The organism is Frigoribacterium sp. 2-23 (assembly GCF_049601585.1).
Lineage (GTDB): Bacteria > Actinomycetota > Actinomycetes > Actinomycetales > Microbacteriaceae > Frigoribacterium.
The window spans coordinates 3,188,696-3,211,123 of sequence record NZ_CP187126.1 but is presented as its reverse complement, the minus strand read 5'-3'; the positions used below and the strand labels follow the sequence as shown (position 1 = coordinate 3,211,123).

20 protein-coding genes are annotated in these 22,428 nt (G+C 71.0%); 11 read left to right on the top strand and 9 right to left on the bottom strand.

The genetic code is table 11. From position 1 onward, the window contains the following. The first annotated feature begins 127 nt into the window (after positions 1-127). A complete protein-coding gene (xylA, locus tag ACPEEZ_RS15090; protein WP_423920879.1) occupies positions 128-1,321 on the top strand; it encodes a xylose isomerase in 1,194 nt (397 codons plus the stop codon). Between the two features lie 81 nt (positions 1,322-1,402). On the opposite strand, the gene ald is transcribed toward xylA, so the two are convergent. Then, positions 1,403-2,500, bottom strand: coding sequence for an alanine dehydrogenase (ald, locus tag ACPEEZ_RS15085; protein WP_423920876.1), 1,098 nt, complete (start codon positions 2,498-2,500; stop codon positions 1,403-1,405). A 156-nt stretch (positions 2,501-2,656) separates the two neighbouring features. Here ald and ACPEEZ_RS15080 point away from each other — a divergent pair, with 156 nt between their 5' ends. Both ACPEEZ_RS15080 and ACPEEZ_RS15075 read left to right on the top strand, forming a co-directional pair. Next, positions 2,657-3,154, top strand: coding sequence for an Lrp/AsnC family transcriptional regulator (locus ACPEEZ_RS15080; RefSeq protein ID WP_423920873.1), 498 nt, complete (start codon positions 2,657-2,659; stop codon positions 3,152-3,154). Between the two features lie 152 nt (positions 3,155-3,306). Continuing rightward, complete coding sequence (locus ACPEEZ_RS15075) at positions 3,307-3,960, top strand: DUF1992 domain-containing protein (protein ID WP_423920871.1); 654 nt, start codon at positions 3,307-3,309, stop codon at positions 3,958-3,960. 75 nt (positions 3,961-4,035) lie between these two features. On the opposite strand, the gene ACPEEZ_RS15070 is transcribed toward ACPEEZ_RS15075, so the two are convergent. Further along, on the bottom strand, positions 4,036-4,911 hold the full coding sequence (locus tag ACPEEZ_RS15070; RefSeq protein WP_423920868.1) for an alpha/beta hydrolase fold domain-containing protein: 876 nt from the start codon (positions 4,909-4,911) through the stop codon (positions 4,036-4,038). A gap of 203 nt (positions 4,912-5,114) precedes the next feature. Here ACPEEZ_RS15070 and ACPEEZ_RS15065 point away from each other — a divergent pair, with 203 nt between their 5' ends. After that, positions 5,115-6,308, top strand: a complete 1,194-nt coding sequence (locus ACPEEZ_RS15065; protein WP_423920866.1) for a C40 family peptidase — start codon at positions 5,115-5,117, stop codon at positions 6,306-6,308. Between the two features lie 181 nt (positions 6,309-6,489). On the opposite strand, the gene ACPEEZ_RS15060 is transcribed toward ACPEEZ_RS15065, so the two are convergent. Then, positions 6,490-8,463, bottom strand: coding sequence for a SulP family inorganic anion transporter (locus tag ACPEEZ_RS15060; RefSeq protein ID WP_423920863.1), 1,974 nt, complete (start codon positions 8,461-8,463; stop codon positions 6,490-6,492). Between the two features lie 166 nt (positions 8,464-8,629). Between ACPEEZ_RS15060 and ACPEEZ_RS15055 the strand changes: the two genes are divergently transcribed. After that, complete coding sequence (locus ACPEEZ_RS15055; protein WP_423924298.1) at positions 8,630-8,989, top strand: MerR family transcriptional regulator; 360 nt, start codon at positions 8,630-8,632, stop codon at positions 8,987-8,989. 34 nt (positions 8,990-9,023) lie between these two features. On the opposite strand, the gene ACPEEZ_RS15050 is transcribed toward ACPEEZ_RS15055, so the two are convergent. After that, positions 9,024-10,079: a glycoside hydrolase family 6 protein gene (locus ACPEEZ_RS15050; protein WP_423920860.1), complete on the bottom strand. Its 1,056-nt coding sequence runs from the start codon at positions 10,077-10,079 to the stop codon at positions 9,024-9,026. Between the two features lie 333 nt (positions 10,080-10,412). Between ACPEEZ_RS15050 and ACPEEZ_RS15045 the strand changes: the two genes are divergently transcribed. After that, positions 10,413-11,762: a peptidoglycan DD-metalloendopeptidase family protein gene (locus tag ACPEEZ_RS15045; RefSeq protein ID WP_423920857.1), complete on the top strand. Its 1,350-nt coding sequence runs from the start codon at positions 10,413-10,415 to the stop codon at positions 11,760-11,762. Between the two features lie 192 nt (positions 11,763-11,954). Here ACPEEZ_RS15045 and ACPEEZ_RS15040 read toward each other — a convergent pair whose 3' ends face one another. Next, positions 11,955-12,860: a LysR family transcriptional regulator gene (locus ACPEEZ_RS15040; RefSeq protein ID WP_423920855.1), complete on the bottom strand. Its 906-nt coding sequence runs from the start codon at positions 12,858-12,860 to the stop codon at positions 11,955-11,957. A gap of 72 nt (positions 12,861-12,932) precedes the next feature. Here ACPEEZ_RS15040 and ACPEEZ_RS15035 point away from each other — a divergent pair, with 72 nt between their 5' ends. After that, a complete protein-coding gene (locus ACPEEZ_RS15035) occupies positions 12,933-13,943 on the top strand; it encodes an EamA family transporter (protein ID WP_423920852.1) in 1,011 nt (336 codons plus the stop codon). On the opposite strand, the gene ACPEEZ_RS15030 is transcribed toward ACPEEZ_RS15035, so the two are convergent. The 4 genes from ACPEEZ_RS15030 to ACPEEZ_RS15015 form a co-directional block, all read right to left on the bottom strand. Beyond that, entirely contained in the window at positions 13,940-14,857 is a 918-nt protein-coding gene (locus tag ACPEEZ_RS15030) for a hypothetical protein (RefSeq protein ID WP_423920849.1), read from the bottom strand. The genes ACPEEZ_RS15035 and ACPEEZ_RS15030 overlap by 4 nt on opposite strands. A gap of 4 nt (positions 14,858-14,861) precedes the next feature. Continuing rightward, a complete protein-coding gene (locus tag ACPEEZ_RS15025) occupies positions 14,862-15,536 on the bottom strand; it encodes a response regulator (protein WP_423920846.1) in 675 nt (224 codons plus the stop codon). After that, a complete protein-coding gene (locus ACPEEZ_RS15020) occupies positions 15,529-17,046 on the bottom strand; it encodes a sensor histidine kinase (RefSeq protein ID WP_423920843.1) in 1,518 nt (505 codons plus the stop codon). The genes ACPEEZ_RS15025 and ACPEEZ_RS15020 overlap by 8 nt, the downstream gene beginning before the upstream one ends. Positions 17,047-17,264: 218 nt before the next feature. Next, positions 17,265-17,885 (bottom strand): superoxide dismutase, encoded by a 621-nt coding sequence (locus tag ACPEEZ_RS15015; RefSeq protein ID WP_423920840.1) that lies wholly within the window; start codon positions 17,883-17,885, stop codon positions 17,265-17,267. A gap of 156 nt (positions 17,886-18,041) precedes the next feature. Here ACPEEZ_RS15015 and ACPEEZ_RS15010 point away from each other — a divergent pair, with 156 nt between their 5' ends. From ACPEEZ_RS15010 to ACPEEZ_RS14995, 4 genes are read left to right on the top strand one after another with little or no spacing between them, the layout of a single operon-like run. Further along, entirely contained in the window at positions 18,042-18,620 is a 579-nt protein-coding gene (locus ACPEEZ_RS15010; protein WP_423920838.1) for a molybdopterin-dependent oxidoreductase, read from the top strand. Then, positions 18,617-19,477 carry an FAD-binding oxidoreductase gene (locus ACPEEZ_RS15005; protein ID WP_423920835.1) on the top strand — a complete coding sequence of 287 codons (861 nt, stop codon included), beginning with the start codon at positions 18,617-18,619 and terminating at the stop codon, positions 19,475-19,477. Before ACPEEZ_RS15010 ends, ACPEEZ_RS15005 begins: the two co-directional genes overlap by 4 nt. Positions 19,478-19,519: 42 nt before the next feature. Continuing rightward, positions 19,520-19,975: a DUF3817 domain-containing protein gene (locus tag ACPEEZ_RS15000; protein WP_423920833.1), complete on the top strand. Its 456-nt coding sequence runs from the start codon at positions 19,520-19,522 to the stop codon at positions 19,973-19,975. A gap of 33 nt (positions 19,976-20,008) precedes the next feature. Continuing rightward, positions 20,009-22,279, top strand: a complete 2,271-nt coding sequence (locus ACPEEZ_RS14995) for a heavy metal translocating P-type ATPase (protein ID WP_423920830.1) — start codon at positions 20,009-20,011, stop codon at positions 22,277-22,279. The last annotated feature ends 149 nt before the right edge of the window (positions 22,280-22,428 follow it).

Here is a 22,428-nt window from a genome sequence, read left to right as displayed (position 1 = left end):
TCGTATCCGTGGCGGCCGACAGACGAAAGGTATATGTTTGGCTCCACAACAATTCGGCGTGTTCGCGTGCGCCCCTCCTGCCTCCGGCGACGTCGTCGTCGTCACCCCCTAGAGAAAGAAGACACCGATGTCGCTCACTCCCACCCGCGAAGACAAGTTCTCGTTCGGCCTCTGGACGATCGGGTACAACGGAGCCGACCCGTTCGGCGGCCCCACCCGACCCGCGCTCGACGTCGTCGAGGCCGTCGAGAACCTCGACCGGCTCGGTGCCTACGGGCTGACCTTCCACGACGACGACCTGTTCGCGTTCGGCTCCACCGAGGCCGAACGCCAGACGCAGATCGACCGCCTCAAGGGTGCCCTCGACGCGACCGGCATCATCGTGCCGATGGTCACGACCAACCTGTTCAGCGCGCCCGTCTTCAAGGACGGCGGCTTCACCTCGAACGACCGCGCCGTGCGCCGCTTCGCCCTGCGCAAGGTGCTCCGCAACATCGACCTCGCCGCCGAGCTGGGCGCCGAGACCTTCGTCATGTGGGGTGGCCGCGAGGGTGCCGAGTACGACAGCGCCAAAGACGTGCAGGCGGCCCTGTCGCGCTACAAAGAGGCCGTCGACCTGCTCTCGCAGTACGTGATCGACAAGGGCTACGGCCTGCGCTTCGCGATCGAGCCGAAGCCGAACGAGCCCCGCGGCGACATCCTGCTGCCCACGCTCGGCCACGCGATCGCGTTCATCGAGACGCTCGAGCACCCCGAGATGGCGGGCGTGAACCCCGAGGTCGGGCACGAGCAGATGGCCGGGCTGAACTTCACGGCCGGCATCGCGCAGGCGCTGTACCAGGGAAAGCTGTTCCACATCGACCTCAACGGTCAGCGCGGCATCAAGTACGACCAGGACCTCGTCTTCGGCCACGGCGACCTGCAGAACGCGTTCTCGCTCGTCGACCTGCTCGAGCACGGTGCTCCCCAGGGCGGTCCCGCGTACACCGGCCCCCGTCACTTCGACTACAAGCCGTCGCGTACCGAGTCGATCGACGGCGTCTGGGCATCGGCCGCCGCGAACATGCGCATGTACCTGCTGCTCAAGGAGCGCGCGCAGGCCTTCCGCGCCGACCCCGAGGTGCAGGAGGCGCTGGCTGCCTCGAAGGTCGCCGAACTGGGTGTCCCCACCCTCGACTCGGGCGAGACGTACGATGCCCTGCTCGCCGACCGCGGTGCGTTCGAGGACTTCGACACCGACGCGTACTTCGGAGGCAAGGGCTTCGGCTTCGTGCGCCTGCAGCAGCTCGCCGTCGAGCACCTGATGGGCGCTCGGAGCTGATTCCCCCAACGAGGTGACCCGTTCGGTCGATGTTCCTCGCGAACATCAGCCGAACGGGTCACGTCGTTCGAGGGGGGTGTCTCAGGGCGCGAGCTCGAGGCCGAGCGCGGCCGCGACCCCGGCGTTCGTCACGCGGCCGTCGACGACGTTGAGCCCGCGGGCCAGGGCGTCGTCGTCGGCCGTCGCGGCCTCCCACCCCTTGTCCGCCAGGGCGATCACGTACGGCAGCGTCGCGTTCGTCAGGGCCCGGGTCGACGTCTCGGGCACCGCTCCGGGCATGTTCGCCACGCAGTAGTACACGGTGTCGTGCACGGCGAACGTCGGGGCGTCGTGCGTCGTCGGGTGCGACCCCTCGAAGCAGCCGCCCTGGTCGATCGCGATGTCGACGAGCACCGCGCCCGGCTTCATCCCCGCGACCATCTCGTCGGTGACGAGCTTGGGCGCCGCGGCGCCGGGGATCAGCACCGACCCCACGACGAGATCTGCGTCCCGCACCTGTGCCGCGATCTCGTAGGGCGACGAGTGCCGGGTCTGGATCGCGCCTCCGAAGCGCTTCTCGAGATCGCGGAGGCGCGGCAGCGAGAGGTCGACGATCGTCACGTCGGCGCCGAGCCCGAGGGCGTTCGCGGCGGCGTGCTCGCCCGCCACTCCCCCGCCGATCACGACGACCTTGGCCTTCGGTGTGCCGGGGACGCCGCCGAGCAGGGTTCCGCGACCCCCGGAGGCGCGCATCAGGTGGTACGCACCGACCGTGATCGAGAGGCGACCGGCGACCTCGCTCATCGGCGAGAGCAGCGGCAGAGAGCGGTCGGGCAGCTGGACGGTCTCGTAGGCCAGCGCCGTGGTGCCGCTGTCGAGTAGTGCCGTCGTGAGCTCGGGATCGGCGGCGAGGTGCAGGTACGTGAACAGCACCTGGTCGGAGCGCAGGCGCGGGTACTCGGCCGCGATCGGCTCCTTCACCTTGAGCAGCAGGTCGGCGGCCGACCACACCTCGTCGGCGGTCGCCACGATGCGGGCGCCGGCCGCGATGTAGTCGCCGTCGGTGATGCGGGAGCCGAGCCCGGCGCCGCTTTCGACGAGCACCTCGTGCCCGCGACGGACGAGGGCGTCGACGCCGGCCGGCGTGATGGCGACGCGGTTCTCGTTGTTCTTGATCTCGGTGGGGATACCGACGCGCATGGTCGTCTCCGTTCAGCTGGTGCCGTGAGGCAGGTCTCGAGGCGGCGTGAGCCGTTGCGACCATGCTTCTGCTCGTTCGTTACATCGACATTTCCGGCGAAGAAGATTCGCTGGATTGACCCAGGAGGCGCGGCTCATTTGGCAGAATGACCTCTCGTGAGTGATCTGACGAACGATCTTCGAGACTCCGGCGATATCGACGAACTCGACCTGCGCCTCCTCGAGGTGCTGAAGACGGATGGACGCATCTCGAACGCGGCGCTCGCGGCCGCGGTCGGCATCGCGCCGTCGACCGCCAGCGTGCGACTCAAGTCGCTCACCGACCGTGGCGTCATCACGGGCTTTCTCGCGAGCATCGACCAGCGCGCACTCGGCCTGACCCTGCAGGCGGTGATCGGCGTCACCCTGCGTCCCGGAGCGCGACAGGCGAGCATCGTCGCGTTCTCCGAGGAGGTCCGGCGACTGCCCGAGGTGCTGCAGGTGTTCTTCCTGGGCGGGACGGACGACTTCATGGTGCACATCTCGGTCGCGGACTCGTCCGACGTGCGCCGCTTCGTCGTCGAGCACCTGTCGGCCCAGCCCAGCGTCGCGTCGACCCGCACGAGCATCGTGTTCGACTACCACCGCAACGGCGTCGCGGCCTCGTTCCAGTAGTTCCCTCTCGTCTCCTCCTCCCTCCCCCGCATCGATGTGTCGCGTCGGGTGGGTGTTCGGCGCGAACATCAACCCGACGCGACACATCGTTCGGGGGTGCGGCGTATCGTCTCCGCGTACCCGACAGGCGACGAGCGCAGGAGGCGCGGGCGATGACAGCGAGACCGGCGGACTCCCCCAGGCCGGACGGGCCCTCGCGCGACTCCGGCCAGGCGCCCTCGCGGGCACGTGCCGCCGGTGACGCCCGGCTCGACGCACTGCGCTATCGGATCGACGGCGAGGCCCCGCCCGCGGATGCCCCGATCGACAATCGGACGGCCGCGGAGATGCGGGCCTGGGCGCGAACCGCGATCGACCTCGCCATCGCGCGCGGCGACTTCGACGACCTGCCCGGCGCCGGCAAGCCCCTGCCCAATCTGGCCGGTGACACGGTCGACCCGGACTGGTGGATCCGCGGGCTCATCGAACGCGAGAACCTGACCGGGCTCGCTCCCCCGGCGTTGTCGTTGCGCAGCGAGAACCAGCAGCTCGACGCCGCGCTCGACGCGCTGCACACCGAGAAGGCCGTCCGGGCGCACCTCGACGACTTCAACGCCCGGATCACGGAGGCGCGGCGCCAGCTGAGCGGCGGCCCTCCGGTGGTCACTCCCCTGCGCGACGTCGACGCGGAGGTATCGAGGTGGGAGGCGCGCCGCGTGGAGCGCCGCGCGGCTGCTGCGGCTGCGGCTGACGCGCCGCGCCCGAGCTGGCGCGAGCGCCGACGTGCCCGGCGGCGGCAGACGCCGCCGGCCACCCCGACGATGTGACCCGTTCGGTCGATGTTCCGTCGCAACATCAGCCCGACGGGTCATCTCGTCGAGAAGTGTGCCGAGGGTGCGGGACTAGGGGCGCAGGGCGGTACGCATCCTGCGGAACGCACGCCGCGCCTCCGGAGTCCACGGTGCACCGACGAAGACGTGGAACGCCCCCTTGGTGATGCGCAGCTCGACCTCGCCGCCGGCGTCGGTCACGCGCCGCGCGAACGTCTTGACGTCGGGAAGCAGCACGTCGCGATCGCCCTGCGTGATGTGGATCGGCGGTAGTCCGTGTAGATCTCCGAACAGGGGGCTGATCTGGGGATCTTTCGGGTCGGTGGCTCCGGCCCAGAGGAGACCCGCCTCGCGGAGGCCCGCGATACCGAGCAGCGGATCACCCCTCTCGAGGGCCTCGGCCGCCGGGTCGGACATCGTCACGTCCAGCCAGGGCGCGATGAGCAGCAACGACGACGGCGTCGGCCGGGACGACCCCTGGAGGCGCTGGTCGCGCACCCGGAGCGCGAAACCGACCGCGAGTCCTCCGCCGGCGCTGTCTCCCCCGACCGCCACCGGGTGGCCCGACGAGGCGAGGTCGTCGTACAGCTCGTCGAGCATCGCGTAGGCCTCGTCGGCGTGGTGCGCCGGTGCGAGACCGTAGTGCGGCATCGACACGGTGACCCCGCCGGCCACGAGGGCGCGGACGATGCTCCAGTGCCAGCGCATCAACGGCTGGATGTAGGCGCCGCCGTGCAGATAGATGAGGTGCGCACCGGTCGCGTTCGAGCGCGGGGCGACCCGGGTGACGGGCCAGCCGCCGACGACCGTGTCGGTGACGTGCGCCGTGGCGCGGAGCCCGGCGGGCGGGCCCGCAGCGGACTTCCGCGCGGTCACTGCCCCGTGGACGGAATCGGCGGACTCCGTCGTGGACGGGAGGAGGCGCGTCAACCGCAGGGTGAGAGCCATCGACACAGACATGAGGGCAGCCAATCAGACGGCGGACGATGCCGCCACCGTCGAGAGTTTCTTCAGCTTCGTCGTGGGTCGCCACAACGATCGTCGTGGTTCCCTACAAACGTCTCCGATGAGTGGGATGAGGGGTTGGTTCGCCAGGGTGGGCGCGATAGGGTCGGGCGTTCCCTTCCGCCCCCCGTTAGGACACAACTGCGATGACGACCGCCTCCTGGACACCTTCCGACCAGGAGAACGCGCGAGCCGACCGAATGTCCGGGGCGTCGGAGCCCTCGTCTGCACCTGCTGGTGCTGTTGCGCCTGCTGCTGCTGCTGCTGCTGCGCCTGCTGGTGCTGTTGCGTTTGTCGTTGCCGAGCCGGCCGCGCCGGTCATGGGGGAGCGTCGGGCTCGTCGTCTGGCCGAAGCCGGACGCAAGTCGGAGAAGAACCTGTTGCCGGCCACGCGTCGCGCATCGTTCGTCGTCCCTGAACTGCTCGTCACGTCCGACGCCTCGACGGCGCGCGGGCGTCGGGCCGCGGCCGGGCCCGTGGATGCGCCTCGCGCGAGCGGTTCGGCGTCTGGTCGGCGTCGTCAGGCGGTGCGCGGTGCCGGTGCTGCTGGTGCCGGTGCTGCTGTTGCCGGTTCGGGCGGTGTCGCTCGTCCGGGCGCTGCTGCTGCGAGGGCGTCCGTCCCCGTGGGTGCTGTGCCTCCCGTGACGCCGGGCGCCTCCGTCGGCGTCGTGCGGCGCGTGAGCACCGTCGCCAAGAAGACCGTCATGATCGCGGCCGCTGTCGCATTCGCCGCGAGCGGCACGCTGCCTCTGGTGGGTGCCCTGAACCAGAGCGCCCAGGCCGCCCCCGGCATGCCGTCGTCGACCCTGGCCTCGGATGGGCAGAACTACACGGCCGGCGATGTGAGCGACAGCGACCTGAGTCGCGACGCCTACAGCGCGACGTCGGTGGTCGACATCCAGACGCAGCTGCTGCAGAACAAGAAGGCGCGAGCCGACAGCACGTACACCGGCCCGACGACGGCCGACTACCTCGCGAACCCGACCTACTCGACGCTCGACCGCAGCCAGGTGTTCGCGGTGGCGCTGCAGTACATCGGGACGCCCTACGTCCACGGCGGTGAGGACCCGTCGGCCTTCGACTGCTCCGGCCTCGTGACGTTCGTGTATTCCCAGTTCGGCATATCGCTCCCGCACTGGGTTCCGTCCCAGGATGCCGCAGGCACGCGGATCTCGCAGGCCGATGCCGTCCCCGGCGACCTCGTCGTGTTCGACAACGATGCGCACGACGGCATCTATGCCGGTAACGGCATGATCCTCGATGCGCCGAAGCCCGGTGGCTTCGTGAGCGTCCGGCCGATCTGGAACCAAGCGCACCACTTCGTCCGCATCGGTAGCTGACCCGCGCCGCGCCTCCTCGTCTGGTTCGGTCGCAAATTTGCGACCGTTTCGTGCCGGAACGAGGTTCTTGAGCGGCGCGCCGTGAGGTCGAGCGGCGAAATGGTCGCAATTTGCGGGCAGCGGGCGGCGGGCGGCGGCCGCGGCGACGGCAGCGGCAGCGGCAGCGGCCGCGCCGCCGGGGCTAGGCGCCCAGGCGGCCCGTCAGGCGTCCGTGGAACTCCGTGCTCCGCGAGTCGAGTCCCTCGAACGTGACGCTGCGGCCATGCTCGCGGTACTTCGTCTCGATGGAGTCGAGCGCCGCGACCGATGACGCGTCCCACACCTGGGCGCCCGAGAGGTCGACGACGACGTGTGGCGGGTCGTCCGCATACGAGAACTGTTCGACGAGATCGTTGCTGCTGCCGAAGAACAGCGGCCCGGTGACGACATACCTGACCGCCGAGGAGGTGCGGGTCGGCTCGTCCGCGCCGCCCCCAGTGGCTGCGCCATCCCCCACAACCGCTCCTACGGTCTGAACCGCAGGATCGTCTGAGGCATCACCTGCCCCCGTCCCGCCTCCTGCGGTTTCAAGCGCAGGAGCCAGTAAGGGAACGCCCGTCCCCGAGCTGCCTCCTGCGGTCTGAACCGCAGGAAGGGTTGAGGGGCCCCCTGCCCTCGTCTCGCTTCCTACGGTCTGAACCGCAGGAGCATGTGAGGGGTCGCCGGTTTCCGTGCTGCTTCCTGCGGTCTGAACCGAATTAGCGTTTGCGGGATTGCCCGTCCCGGCCGCGGAGCCTCCGGCCCCCGCCACACCCGCCACACCCGCCACACCCGTCACATCCGACGCGCCAGCCGCACCGGCAGCACCGGCGGCACCCGCAGCACCCGCGGCACCCGCGGCACCCGCAGCCCCGACGACCCGCTCGACCGAGATCACGTGCGCGACCCGCCGCGCGAACAGCACCATCGCGAGCACCACGCCGACCGCGACACCGACCGCGAGATTGTTCGTCGCGACGACGACACCGACCGTCACCACCATGACGAGCGTCTCGGGCACGGGCATCCGCCGCAGCGTCGCCGGCCGCAGGCTGTGCCAGTCGACCGTCGTGATCGCGACGATCATCATGACGGCCGCCAATGCGACCATCGGAATCCGCGCCATGACCCCGCTCAGCCCCGTCACGAGCAACAGCAGAAACAATCCGGCGGCGATCGTCGACACCCGGGTGCGGGCGCGTCCGATCCGCACGTTGACGACGGTCTGCCCGATCATGGCGCAGCCCGCGATGCCGCCGTAGAACCCGGCCGCGATGTTCGCGACGCCGAGCGCCCACGACTCCTTGCCCTTGTGCGACGGGGTGTCCGTCAGGTCGTCGACGAGCTTGGCGGTCAGCAACGTCTCCATCAGCCCGACGAAAGCCACGCTCAACGCCGTCGGCCAGATCAGCGACAGTGTCGTGAGGTCGAACGGGGCGAGCCACGGGGTCAGTCCGGGCAGCCCGCCGCCGACGCGCCCCTCGTCGCCCACCGCCGTGACGTCGAGTCCGCCGATCAGCACGATCGCGGTCACCACGACGATCGCGACCAGGGGAGCCGGCACGACCGTCGTCACCCGCGGCAGCAGCAGCACGATCCCGATCGTCAGCGCGAACAGCGGATACACGACCCACGGCTGATCGATGACGTGCGGCACCTGCGCCACGAAGATCAACACACCGAGCGCATTGACGAACCCGATCATCACCGAGCGCGGGATGAACCTCATCAGACGCGCGAGCCCCGCCAGCCCGAACGCGAGCTGGACGAGCCCTGCCAGCACCACCGTCGGCAGCACGTACTCGACCCCGTGCTCCTTGACGAGCGGCGCGATCACGAGCGCGACGGACCCCGCCGCCGCCGTCACCATCGCCGGTCGACCGCCCAGCACCGACATGACGAGGGCGAGCACGATCGACGCGACCAGGCTCACCATCGGGTCGACGCCCGCGATGACCGAGAACGAGATCACCTCCGGCACGAGTGCCAGCGTGGTGACGATGCCGGCCAGCGCCTCCCGCGTGAGCAGTCGGGGGTTGCGGAGCACGCCCCAGACGGTGTCGTCGCGGTCGACGCGGCGAGCGGTGCCGCCGCGGGGTGGGGGAGTGACGCCAAGGAGGCGCGGGTCATCGGACACAGGGATGCTCCAGAAGATGAGAGGGGATGAGATCGGGCGCATCGTCGCGCGGGGCGCGGATCGCAGGCGTCCTGACCGAGAATGGGGGAGGCGGCATGCGTCGCGCACACAACCCTACCCTTACGTGAGGGTAGAGATGGAGGACCTCGTGACGGACCACCCGGTGATGATGCAGATCGGCGAGCTCGCCGACCGGGCCGGCATGTCGTTGCGCACGATCCGTCATTACGACGAGGTCGGCCTCCTGGTGCCCACCGGGCGCTCGGAGGGCGGGTTCCGGCTCTACACCGAGGCCGACTTCTCCCGGCTGATGGTCATCCGCCGCATGAAGCCGCTCGGCTTCTCGCTCGACGAGATGGCCGCGCTGCTGCGGGTCGTCGACCGTCTCGACGTCGATGCCGACGACCAGGAGGCGCGGGCCGAGCTGGCCGCGTTCGTCGCCCAGGCGACCGAGCGGCGCACCAAGCTCGAGCAGCAGCTCGCGATGGCGGACGAGTTCGTCGACCTGCTGCGCCGGCGGCAGTAAGCCGCAGCCCGCGAGCCCAGCGAGCCCCGCGAGCCTAGTCCGCCTTGCGCTCGACGAGCCCCTGCGCGAACGACGGGAACCACTCGCCCGCGGCCGGCCCCCCGTTGCACGTGCCGTCGCTGATTCCCGGAGTCTTGATCCACAGCAGGGCGTCGAGTTTTGACTCGCCCCCTCCGGTGACGTGCGGGTCCTGGCCGAGGCCGACGCCGTCGGGGTTGCACCAGGTGCCCTTCCAACCCTGGCCGTTGCGCGACACGTCGATCACGAAGTGCGAGCCGCCGGTCAGGGCCGAGATCTTGCCCGCGTACGAGCGCTCGTCGTCGACGGGGTAGAAGCTCGCGACGTTCGTGAAGAAGCCCCGCGCCTGTTCGACTCCCGCCGCCCGCAACCGTTCGGCCATCAGCTTCGGCTCGACCCAGTGCGAGTTGCCCGCGTCCAGGTACGCCGGGATGCCCGCAGCGGAGTACTGCTCCACCGCTGCCTTGATCAGCGGGATGCGCACATCCGCCTCGGCGGGGCAGTTGCTCAGCATGGCGAGCGAGTCGGGTTCGATCATGACGACGGCGCGGTGACCGGTCAGCTCCGCCACGATCTTGCTGTTCCAGGCGCCGTACCGGTCGGCGCTGAGCCCGCCGGCGGAGTAGTCGCCGCAGTCCCGGTTCGGGATGGCATACGTCACGAACACCGCCGTCTTGTGCTGCTGCTCGGCCGCCGCCAGGTAGTCGGTGATCTCCTTCGACAGCTGTTCGTCGGTGTAGCCGTCTCCGATCCACATCGCCACGGGGCGGCGCGCGATGTCCGCGGCCGCCGCAGCCTGCGCCTCCTTGCCGTCCGAGGTGAGGGACGCCTCGGCGCGATCGGCGAGACTGTTCGGTTCGACGGCGATTCCGCCCGCGAAGACACTCGTGTTCGGAGCCGTCCGGATCGTCTCGGGCGTCACCGGATCGGCCGTGACCGTCGGGGTGGGCGTCGTGTCGGCCCGCTTCGAATCGGGGGACACCGTGCACGCGGCGAGCAGGCCGATGACGGCGGCGGTCGCGACGAATCCGGAGGCGCGGCGCAGGAGGCGCGGGCGGGGGAGTCGGGACATCGCAGCCTGTTCGGTGGTCGGTCGGGAGGATCGCGACGGACACCGCCGAGATGCCCCGTCGATGGTGGTGCTCCATGCAAACACGGGAGGCGCGGATCGCGCAGGGGCCTTATGGGGGACACGCCTGTGCCCCGGCTGCGACCCACGAGGAGGCGCGGCCCGGGATTCCGGCCCGTCCCCTCCTCTGGGGGTGGGGATAACACTGTGACTGGTGTGACCGATGTGGCTTATCAGACAGGTGGCGGTTAGCCTGGATTGTCGGTGAGCGTGTCGTGCTCGCCGGCAAGCGACTTCCGCCAGACGACACTCCCGCCAGACGACAGACAGAGAGCCATGCACCACTCCGTCCCCACCGCCTCCTCCGCTCCTCTCGCGCGCTCGCTGCGCCGTGCCCCGAGCCGCCGCACCGGCGTCCTCGGCGCCCTGCTCGCGCTGACCGTCGCCTCCGCCGTGCTCCTCGGCGCGCCCGGTCGGGCCGAGGCGGCCGGGCCGTCGTGGGACGCGGTGCTCGCGGCTCGGGGCGACGAGGCGGCGACGAAGCAGTCGCTCGCACAGATCCAGACGGCTCTCGACGCGGCGTCGACCCGCGCCTCCCAGGCTCAGGCCGCGGCCGACGAGGCCGGGAAGCTGCTCGGCGAGGCCCAGGCCGCCGTCGACCTGGCGACCGGCGAGCACGCCGCCCTGCAACAGAAGAGCGACGAGGCGAAGGCGTCGGCCGAATCGGCACGCAAGATCGTCGGCCAGGCGGCCGTGCTGCTGGCCCGTCCGTCGAGCGGCGGACTGACCGGCGACCTGCTCGCCGCCGGCGACGACGCGGAGAACCTGCTGCGCGGCCTCAGCATGTCGAGCAAGCTCGGCGAGAACATCGGTGCGCTGCGCGAACGGGCCGTGGTGGCCGACAACCTCGCGACGTCGCTGGCGAACCAGGCCTCCGTCGCGCTGGCCCAGCGGGACAAGCTCGCCAAGGAGGCCGAGACGGCGCTCGCCGACGCCTCCGCCGCGAGCGAGACCGCCGCGAACGACCTCGCCGCCGTCGACGAGGAGCGCGCGACACTGGCCGCCCAGGCGGCCGCGCTCACCGACCAGCGACTCTCGCTCGAGGGCGCATATGCGCAGGCTCAGGCCGAGGCGGCCGCCAAGGCTGCGGCGGAGCGGGCCGCCGCTCAGGCCGCTGCGGCTGCCGCGGCCGCTGCGAAGCCGAAGCCCCCGGTCGGTGGAGGCGGCGGCACCTCGCCCGTCGGCCCCGGGCCGGGCACGTCGGTACCGGACCCCGGCACGGGCTGGGTCACCGCGATCCGCAACTACAGCACCTACCAGGCGTACGGGATGCGCTGGCACCCGATCTACGGCGACTGGCGTCTGCACGCCGGGGCCGACTTCGGTGCGACCTGCGGCACGCCGATCTTCTCCGTGTCGGCCGGCAAGGTGACGTACGCCGGGCCTTCTTCGGGCTACGGCAACCTGATCGTCGTCGACCACGGCGGCGGGATCTCGAGCGCGTACGGGCACATGGAGACGTCGGGCATCTACGTCCGCACCGGCCAGCAGGTCTCGGCCGGGCAGAACATCGCCGGCGTCGGCACCGCGGGCGGCTCGACCGGGTGCCACCTGCACCTCGAGGTTCGCAAGAACTCGGTGCCGACCGACCCGGTCGCGTTCCTCGCGACGAAGGGCGTGCGCTAGGCGCTGCCTGCCTGCCTGCCTGCCTGCCGGCCGCCGGCCGCCGGCCTGCCGGCCTGTACTGCCGCCGGCACCTCGTTCTGATCAATGCACCGCGTTACAACGAGGTGCGTTGATCAGAACGGGGTGCCGGGCCCGCTGCGCGGAGAGCCGGGCCCCCGCGCGGGGTGCCGGGCCCGCCGCGCGAGGCGGCGGTCACGCGGTGACGGCGGCCGCCTCCGCGCGCAGCTCGTCCACGACGACGCGCACGGCACCGCGGGCGGCGCGATCCGGCCGCATCAGCGCCTCGATCTGGCGTCCGGCCCGGATGTTCTCCAGCCGCGCCAGATGCAGACGCCCCGAGGCGCGCGCCCCCGACGTGTACCGCGGCAGCAGCGCGATGCCGTGCCCCGCCGCGACGAGGTTCTCGAGCAGCGGCAGATGGATCGACCGGTGCACGATCCGCGGAGCGACCCCCGACTGCAGCGCCATCGACATCAGCACGCGGTCGATCGGGTACCCCGCCGGCACGCCGACCCAGGGTTCGCCGATCACGTCGTCCAGCGTGACGCTCTCGCCCCCGGCCAGTGGGTGGCCGAGCGGCAGCGCGATGTCGAGCGGTTCGCGCAGGAGCGCGATCACCGACAAGGAGGCGCGGTCCGGGGGAGCGAGCCCGTCCGATCGGTGTCCGACCACGACGTCGGCGTCGGCGGCGAGTGCGCCGAACTCGTCTTCGGACACGTCGCTGTCGATGATCTCGACCTCGATGCCCGGGTGTGCGGCGAGGCGATGCAGCAACCCCGGGAGTAACAGCTCGGCCGCTGACGGGAAGAGCGCGATCGTGACCTGGCCGGTCGTCCCGTGACGGAACGCCTCCCAGGTCGCCTCCGCCTCCGCGATCGCGGTCGCGACCTTGATCGAACTCGCGGCGAGTGCACGACCCGCGTCGGTCAGCTCGACGCCACGGCCGACGCGTCGGACCAGCTCGGCGCCGACCTGACGCTGGAGCGTCTTCAACTGCTGCGAGACGGCACTCGGCGATCGGTGCGTGGCGCGGGCGACCTCGGTGACGCTGCCGCGCTCGGCGAGCTCGCGGAGCAGGGCGAGGTGCTGGACATCCATGAAGGCACCCTACAAGGACGATTGCGATCATCGCGCTGGTGCTGAAAGGTCCGGAGCCGCCAGCATGATCGCATGACCCTTCGCGACCGCCTGCTCGCCGTGATCGTCGCCGTCGTGTGGGGCGTGAACTTCCCGATGACGGCGTTGGCGCTCGAGCACTTCCCGCCGTTCCTGCTCGTGGCGATACGGTTCGCCCTGCTGGCCGTGCCGACCATCCTGTTCGTGCCGCGGCCGCGTGTGGGGGTCTGGCCGCTCCTCCGGGTCGGTCTCGGTCTCGGAATCCTGCAGTTCTCGTTCCTGTACCTCGGCATGGTCGCCGGCATGCCGTCGGGTCTCGCCTCGCTCGTGCTGCAGGCATCGGCACCGTTCACGGTCGTCATCGCCGGCATCTGGCTGCGCGAACGGATCACCCGCCGACAGGCGCTCGGCATCGCGATCGCCGTGCTCGCGTTGGCGGCCATCGCGGTCCACCGGTCGCAGGTGGCGGCGCTGCTACCCGTCGTCCTGCTGCTCTGCGGAGCGCTCGGCTGGGCGTTCGGCAACGTCGCCGTCCGCAAGGCGGCCGCCCCGAACCCGCTGCACCTCACGCTGTGGATGTCGGTCGTGCCCCCGCTGCCGATGTTCGCCCTCTCGTGGATCATCGAGGGCCCCGACCGCATCGGCGCGAGCCTGTCGACCGTCGCGACGACGGCCGCGCTGCCCTCGGTGATCGGCCTGCTCTACATCGTCGTCGTCGCGACGCTGGTCGGCTACGGGCTCTGGACCCGCCTGCTCGCCGCCTACCCCTCGGGCATGGTGGCGCCGTTCTCGATGCTCGTGCCGGTGGTCGGCGTCGCGTCGTCCTGGTTGTTCTTCGGCGAGGTGCCCGACCTGTTCGAGGTCGTCGCCGGCGGCGTGATCGTGGCGGCCGTGCTCTTCGCGAGCAGGCCGCCTCGGCAGGCCTCGCCGTCGACAGCCGAGGAGGCGCGGGTCGGCTGGGCGACGTCGGCCCCGACCCCGACAGGCGAGCCCGAGACCCGAGCTTCCGAACGCCGAGCTGCTGAACCCGAGACCGTCGAACCCGACGTCGTCGCGGCGCCCTAGGACGGCCGCGGCGGTGTCATCGTCGAGAGGATCTCGTCGATCTTCGCCTTGTGCTCGGCGAGTCGGCGCGTGTCGACCTTGAGCAGGATCCCGGCCAGGTCCCGCGGCAGGGTGAGCTGCCGGTCCCACTCGGCCTCGTAGAGGGCGTCGAGGTAGCCGGAGGTGTCCCGGCAGGTGGCGTCCGTCATCGCGACCTCCTTCTCGGACTTCGAGACCGGGGTCGTGGGGTCGGTCGTGGAGTAGTCGTAGGCCATGTCGGGAGTGGGCATGTCCGCGGGGCTCTCCCCGGCATCGGTATACCCGGCGATCGACATGCACTGCCGCCAGGCGGGCACCGTGGCCTGGACCTTGTCGTCGGTGCGTGCGTCGAGGAAGGCCGCGTTGCTGAGTCGATTCACCAGGTCGTTCGCCCGGAAGCCGTCGTAGGTCTGCGACTCGAAGTCGAGTCCCGTCGCCGCCTCGCACTTCTCCCGCACCCGATCCGGGATCTCGGAGTAGTAGCGATTCGTGTAGTCGTCCCAGCTGGCCTGGCCGGGGTCGTCCGAATTCGCGATGTGATAGCCACGCTTCTGGGCGACGGAGAGGTCGAACGCGCGGATCGGTACGCGATCGAGGGCAAGCGAGGCCGCGTCGATGTCTCGCCAGGGCACGGTGTACCCCGTGTAGCCGGCCTGGGCGAGACACGGCTGCACGAGCAGGGCCTGCGCATACGACTCCCGGGTGTACCCCGGGGCGAGATACACGTCGAGGGGCATCGTCCACGCCGCCCGGTTCTTCTCGGGCAGGTCGTCGAGGCGGTAGGGGACCTTGTTCGGGATGCCGATCGCGATCACGGTCGCCACGATGGCGGCGACCACGCCGATCGTGATCCGCTTCGCGATGCGCTCGGCGCGCGAGACGAGAGGTGCGCTCATCCGGTCACCCCACGAGTCCGTTCTCGTAGGCGAACACGACGATCTGCACCCGGTTGCGCATGTCGAGCTTCTGGAGCACCGCGCGCACGTGGCTCTTCACGGTGGCCTCGCTGAGGAACGCGCTCGCCGCGATCTCGGTGTTGCTGAGCCCGCGGGCGACCAGGGCGAACATCTCGCGCTCGCGGGGCGACAGCGGTTCGAGCAGCGCCTCGCGGCGCGACTCGGACTCGGCCGGACGCGACACGGCGAACTCGTGGACGACGTCGAGCGCGGCGGAGGCCGTGGGCACCGGATCGCCGTGGTGAGCGGCACGGATCGTGGTGAGCACGTCGTCGGGCGTCGCGTCCTTCGTCAGGAAGGCATAGGCACCGGCCTTGAGCGCACCGAACACGGCCTCGTCGCGCTGGATCGTGGTCAGCGCGATGACCCGCAGCGGCCCGTCCGGACCGGAGCCCTCGAGCAGCCGGCTCGTCGCCTCGAGACCGTTCATCACGGGCATGCGGAGGTCCATCAGCACGACGTCCGGGTGCTCCCGTTCGACCAGGTCGATCGCCTCGCGCCCGTCGAGCGCGGTGCCGACGCAGGCGAGATCGGGCTGCGCCTCGATCAACATCTTCAGACCCGAGGCGAAGAGCGGCTGGTCGTCGACGACGGCGACGCGGATGACGGGTTCAGGCACGGTTCTCCTCGGTGGGGCGGTGTGACGCAGTCGCGCCGGGTGATGCAGTGACGCCGGGTGCGGCGGTGACACTGGGTGACGCGGCGGCACCGGGGCCGGCGGCGACGCCGGGTGCGGCAGCGGAGACGGGTACCTCCACGGCGCGAGGCGCGCTCGGGCGCGGCAGCGGCGCCCGCGGGTGCCCGAACGGCTCGGGCTCGACGGTGACCGCAGGACGCGGGCGAGCGGGTCGCAGCCCCGCCGACGTCATCAACGGGATGGACGCGGTCGCCGCCGACACGGGCCCACCCGGCACGAACAGCCGCACGACGAACGAGGCCCCGTCGTCGCTCGGCTCGGCGGTCAGTGTCCCGCCGGCCAATCGCGCCCGTTCGGTCATGCCGCGGATGCCGGCCCCGCGCTCCGGCCCGCGTCGAGCGGCGACGAGCGGGTCGCCGCGCCCCGACGACGTGATCGTCACGCTGAACCCCTCGGTCGTCCACGCCATGACGACGCCGACGACACTCGGTGTGCCCGCGTGCTTCAGCGCGTTCGTGAGGCTCTCCTGGACGATGCGATACACGGCGAGCTCCTGCGACGGGGCCAAGGCGATCGGCTCCGGAGGCGCGGGTTCGGGACGCAGACGGGTGACCGTCACCTCCATGCCCAGGTCGCGCATGCTCGCGATCAGGGTGTCGACGTCGGCGAGCGTCTGCCGGGGCGCCGTCACGTCGTCGTCCTGGGTGATGCGTTCGACGAGACGCCGCACGTCGAGCAGCGCCGTGCGCCCGACCTCGGCGATGGTCTGCAGCGACTCGTCGGCGACCTCGGGCCGCACGGCTCGCAGTGCGATCGCGCCCTGCGCCTGCGAGACCACCACGGCCAGCGAGTGCGCCAGGGCGTCGTGCACGTCGCGCGAGATGCGGGCCCGGTCGAGGGCGAGCCGCAGCTCGAAGTCGGCCTCCTCCGCCCGCGACTCGGTCTCGACGAGGGCGAGGTTGACCGTGCGGACGCGGCGGAAGCTCGCGAATGCGAAGCCGGCCGCCCAGGCCCCGGCATAGACCCCGAAGAGGCTGGCGGTCAGCAACGACAACTGCAGGGACAGCCCGCCGTTCGACCCGACCCAGGAGCCCCACACCTCGGGTCGGGCGAGCGTCGGCACGGCCATCAGCCAGGCGCCCATCGCGGCGACGGCCGCGGCGACGGCGAGGCCACCGAACCGCAGCCACGGCGACGGCCGCAGGGCGACGAAGAACATGACGAACCCGACCGCGCCGTACGACGGCCAGGTCGTGTCGGACGGCGGTGCGATCAACCCGATCAACTGCAGCACGGGCGTGATGAGCGTGAGCGCGAGACTCGTGACGGGCATCCAATAGGCCAGCCCGATCGCGAGGGCGAAGAGCCCGAACACGACGGTGTTCTCGAACACCCCGCCGCGGCCCCAGGACTGTGCGATCCAGAACACGAGATAGACCGCGGCGGCAGCGGGCGCCACGACGTGGCGGCCCCAGCGCGGTATCGATCTCATGCCGCCACGCTACGGCCTCGCGATCGAGGGCCGGGAGCCCGCGCGACGTTTTCAACCTGTCGGCTGACGCCGCGCCTCCTGTGGGGGAGTCGTCGCACCGCGGCGCGCGCCGATCCGGACGCGACGAGACCCTCGCCTCCCGGTGGGACCCTCGCTCGAACGAGAGGGTCTGACCGGGACGCGAGGGTCTCGAGTGCGGCCGAGGCCGGAGGCGCGACCTAGAAGGTCAGTAGCCCCTGGGTCTTGGTGGTGGCGGCGGCGTAGCGCTGGGCGACGTTGTCCCAGTTGACGATGTTCCAGAAGGCCTTGACGTAGTCGGCACGGACGTTCTGGTAGTCGAGGTAGTAGGCGTGCTCCCAGACGTCGAGCATGAGCAGCGGGACGAGGCCGAAGGGCACGTTGCCCTGCTGGTCGAAGAGCTGGAAGACGCTCAGGCGCTGCCCGATGACGTCGTAGGCCAGGACGGACCAACCCGAGCCCTGCACGCCGAGGGCGGTGGCGGTGAAGTGGGCCTTGAACTTCTCGAGGTCGCCGAAGTCGCGGCCGATGGCCTCGAGCAGGTCGCCGGTGGGCTCGCCGGTCTCGGGGGTGAGGTTGGTCCAGAAGATCGAGTGGTTGACGTGGCCGCCGAGGTTGAAGGCGAGGTCCTTCTCGAGCTTGTTGACGTTCGCGAGGTCGCCCTTGTCGCGGGCCTCGGCGAGTGCGGCGTTGGCGGTGTTGGCGCCGGTGACGTAGGTGTTGTGGTGCTTGGAGTGGTGCAGCTCCATGATCGTCGCGCTGATGTGCGGGGCGAGGGCGCTGTAGTCGTAGGGGAGGTCGGGAAGGGTGTACTCAGCCATGGGGAGTCCTTTCGAATTGCTCTCCATCTACCGTACGACCATCACCCATCCCGGTGTCACCCGACTCCCAGCCCGAATTCAGCCTCGATCCGCTCGATGTCGGGGGCCGTGCGTAGGCTGAAGCGACTTTCCGATGCGACACGAGGAGGCACGGCGATGGTGGGATTCACCGGTTTCGGCAGGCGGCGCGCGGCCGACCCGCGACTGCCTCCCGGGCAGTACCTCGAGAGCGGGTTCCCGGTGCTCTCGGCCGGGCCGACGCCCAACATCAAACGGTGGGAGCTGCAGGTCGGCACCGACGCGGGCCAGCGGTCGTTCTCGTGGGACGAGTTCCTGGCCCTGCCACAGGAGTCGATCGAGACCGACATCCACTGCGTCACGAGCTGGACGAAGCTCGGCACCCAGTGGCGCGGCGTCTCACTCGACACGCTCTTCGAGGGCATCGAGACGTCGCAGCCGTATCTGATGGCGACGAGCTACGGCGGGTACACGACGAACATCCCGATGAGCGAGGTGCTCGGCGGCAAGGCGTGGGTGGCGCACGAGTACGACGGCAAGCCGCTCAGCGCCGACCACGGCGGGCCGGCGCGGCTGTTCGTGCCGGGGCTCTACTTCTGGAAGAGCGCGAAGTGGGTGCAAGGGCTGCAGACCATGGCGACCGACCGGCGCGGCTTCTGGGAGAGCATGGGCTACCACAACCACGGCGACCCGTGGCGGGAGGAGCGCTACGCATGAGCGCCTCCGTGTGGCGCGCGGCGACGATCGTCGGCGCGACGCCGCAGACGTCGACGGCGCGCTCGCTGCGGCTGTCGGTGCCCGGTCTCGGTCGGGCGATCGCGGGTCAGCACGTCGACGTGCGATTGACGGCCGACGACGGCTACCAGGCGGTGCGGTCGTACTCGCTGTCGGACGTGCGCGGTGCGACGAGCGGCGCGGCGGTCGCGGTCACTGCCCAGACAGAGGTCGATGCCCAGACAGGGGTCGATGTCGCGACAGAAGTCGAGATCACGGTCGAGGAGCTGCCCGACGGCGAGGTCTCGCCCTATCTCGTGGAGGCTGCCGAGGTCGGTGACGCGCTCGAGGTGCGCGGGCCGATCGGCGGCTGGTTCGTCTGGCCGCCGAGGCCGGTGGAGCCGGGGTCGGCCGTGCATGCCGTGCTGCCCGATCCGGCCGGCGCGCCCGCGGCCGTCGACGCCGACGTGCAGCTGATCGCGGGAGGGTCTGGAGTCGCGCCCCTCATGGCGATGATCCGGTCTCGGGTGGCGACCCGTGCCTCCTCGGCTTCCCGGTTCCGGTTGCTGTATTCACTGCGGACTCCGGAGTCGCGCTGGTTCGCCGACGAGCTCGACGCCGCTGCCCGCTCGGGCGCGGTCGAGATCACGGAGGTCTACACGCGCCGCGCGCCGGTCGGGCACGATCGCACGGCCGGGCGACTCGACGCGCAGCTGCTCGCCGAGCTCGCGTTGCCGGCCGAGGGGCACCCCGTCGTCTACGTCTGCGGTCCGACCGCTTTCGTCGAAGCGGTCGGCGTCTGGCTGGTCGAGGCGGGTCACGACCCGACACGGGTGCGGTTGGAGCGGTTCGGCGGCTGAGGCGGGGGCTTTCGCCCAGGCGACGCCCGAGAACATGGAGGCATGACGCCTCGCGCCCTCTTCCGTTCGTTCGCCATCGCCGAAGTCATCACGTGGACCCTGCTGATCGCGGGGATGCTGCAGAAGTACGCGTTCGAGGCCGGCGAGTGGGGCGTGCGGGTGGGCGGATCGATCCACGGCTTCGTGTTCATCGCCTACGTCGTGATCGTCGTCGTGGTGGCCGTCAACCAGCGCTGGCATGCGGGGGTGTCGTTCGCGGCTCTCGCCAGCGCCGTCGTGCCGTATGCCTCGGTGCCCGTCGAGCGCTGGATCGACCGGACAGGGCGCCTGTCGGGGCCCTGGCGCCGCACGATCGGGGACGACCCCCGCGACACGCGACCGGCCGACCGGCTGCTGCGCTGGGTGCTGTCGCACCTGGTGCTCGCGATCGTGCTCGGTGTCGTCGGCGTGGCCGCGGTCTTCGCGGTGCTGCTGACGATCGGACCTCCCGGGCGGTAGACGCGATACCCCTAGGGGGTATACAACGGGGGTATGGACACGACGCACGACCACGACACCGATGCGCACGCGGGGCATCACGCGCACGCCGGCTACGACGCGCACGCCGGCCACGACGCTCACGCGGGCCACGATGCTCACGCGGGCCACGATGCTCACGCGGGCCACGATGCGCATGCCGGACACGACGCGCACGGCGGGCACGCCGGGCATGGCGGCCACGGCGGCCACGGCGATCACGTCGCGCAGTTCCGGTCGAAGTTCTGGGTCAGTCTCGTCGTGTCGATCCCCGTCGTCGTGTTCAGCCCGATGTTCGCCGGGCTGCTCGGCTACGACGCGCCGTCCTTCCCGGGGAGCGCCCTGGTGTCGCCCATCCTCGGCACGTTCCTGTTCTTCTACGGCGGCTGGCCGTTCCTGACCGGCGGCATCTCCGAGCTGCGGACGCGGCAGCCGGGCATGATGCTGCTGATCGGCATGGCGATCACGGTCGCGTTCGTCGCGAGCTGGATCACGTCGCTCGGCCTGTTCGGGCTCGACCTCGACTTCTGGTGGGAGCTCGCGCTCCTCATCGTCATCATGCTGCTCGGGCACTGGATCGAGATGCGGGCCCTCGGTGCCGCCTCGGGAGCCCTCGACGCGCTCGCCGCACTGCTGCCCGAGACCGCCGACCGCGTGGTCGACGGACATGACGACCACGACGGCGCCGACACGGAATCCGTCTCGATCGCCGACCTGCAGGTCGGCGACGTCGTGCTCGTCCGCTCGGGGTCGCGTGTCCCGGCCGACGGCGTCATCGTGACCGGCGAGGCCGCCGTGGACGAGTCGATGATCACGGGGGAGTCGAGCACGGTGACCCGTCGAGTCGGCGACCGCGTCGTGGCCGGGACGGTCGCGACCGACGGTTCGCTGCGCCTCCGGGTCGATGCGGTCGGCGGCGACACGGCGCTCGCCGGCATCCAGCGACTCGTGGCCGAGGCGCAGAGTTCGTCGTCGCGGGCTCAGGCGCTCGCCGACCGCGCGGCCGCGCTGCTGTTCTACTTCGCCGCGGGCGCGGGTGTCATCACGTTCGTCGTGTGGCTCCTGCTCGGCGACGTCGACCAGGCGATCACCCGCACCGTCACGGTGCTCGTCATCGCCTGCCCGCACGCGCTGGGTCTCGCGATCCCGCTCGTGATCGCGATCTCGACCGAGCGGGCCGCCGCCGCGGGCATCCTGGTCAAGAACCGGCTCGCCCTCGAGCGCATGCGCACCGTCGACACCGTCCTGTTCGACAAGACCGGAACACTGACCAAGGGGCAGCCCGCCGTGACCGACGTGCGCTGCGCCTCCTCGTCCTCGGTGTCGTCCGCTGGCGCCGGGAGCGCGTTGTCCGACCGGGACGCGCTCGCGCTGGCCGCCGCCGTCGAGCGCGACAGCGAGCACCCGCTCGCCCGCGCGCTCGTCCGGGCCGCGGCGGGCGGCGACGCCGACGCCGGCAGCGACGCCGGCAGCGACGCCGACAGCGGCAGCGACAGCGACCGCCGTCGCCTCGACGTGACCGACTTCAGCACGCACACGGGGTCGGGCGTCAGCGCGACGGTCGACGGGGTCGCGGTCTCGGTCGGCGGGCCCGGACTGCTCCGCGACCGCGGGCTCTCGGTGCCCGACGACCTCGATGAGGCGACCCGGCCCTGGCGGGGCGATGGCGCCTCCATCCTGTATCTCGTGCGTGACGGCGTCGTCGCCGCCGCGTTCGCCCTGCGCGACGAGGTGCGACCCGAGTCGCGCGAGGCCGTGCAGATGCTGCACGACCGGGGCGTGAGGGTCGCGATGATCACCGGCGACGCGCAGCAGGTGGCCAACGCCGTCGGACGCGAGCTCGGCATCGACGAGGTGTTCGCCGAGGTCCGGCCCGACGACAAGGACGCGACCGTCAGCGATCTGCAGAGCCGTGGTCGCCGGGTCGCCATGGTCGGCGACGGCGTGAACGACGCCCCGGCACTCGCCCGAGCCGACGTCGGCATCGCGATCGGCGCCGGCACGGATGTCGCGGTCGAGTCGGCCGGCGTGATCCTCGCGTCGAACGACCCGCGGGCCGTGCTCAGCGTCATCTCGCTGTCGCAGGCCGGGTATCGCAAGATGATCCAGAACCTCGTCTGGGGTGCCGGCTACAACGTGCTGAGCGTGCCGCTCGCCGCGGGCGTGCTGGCCGGGGTCGGGTTCGTGCTGTCGCCGGCCGCCGGAGCCGTGCTCATGTCCCTCTCGACGGTGATCGTCGCGCTGAACGCGCAGCTGCTGCGCCGGTGGCGGCCCGCGACCCGGTAGCCGCTGCGGCTGCGGCGGCTGCTGCGGCTGCTCGGCGTCGCGTCGTGTGGCGTTCGCGTCGTCGTGTGCCGTTCGTGCACGACACGATGTCGCGAACGCGACACGACGGCAGCCCGTCCGGCCCGCCCCCGCGCCCGCGCCATGCCAGC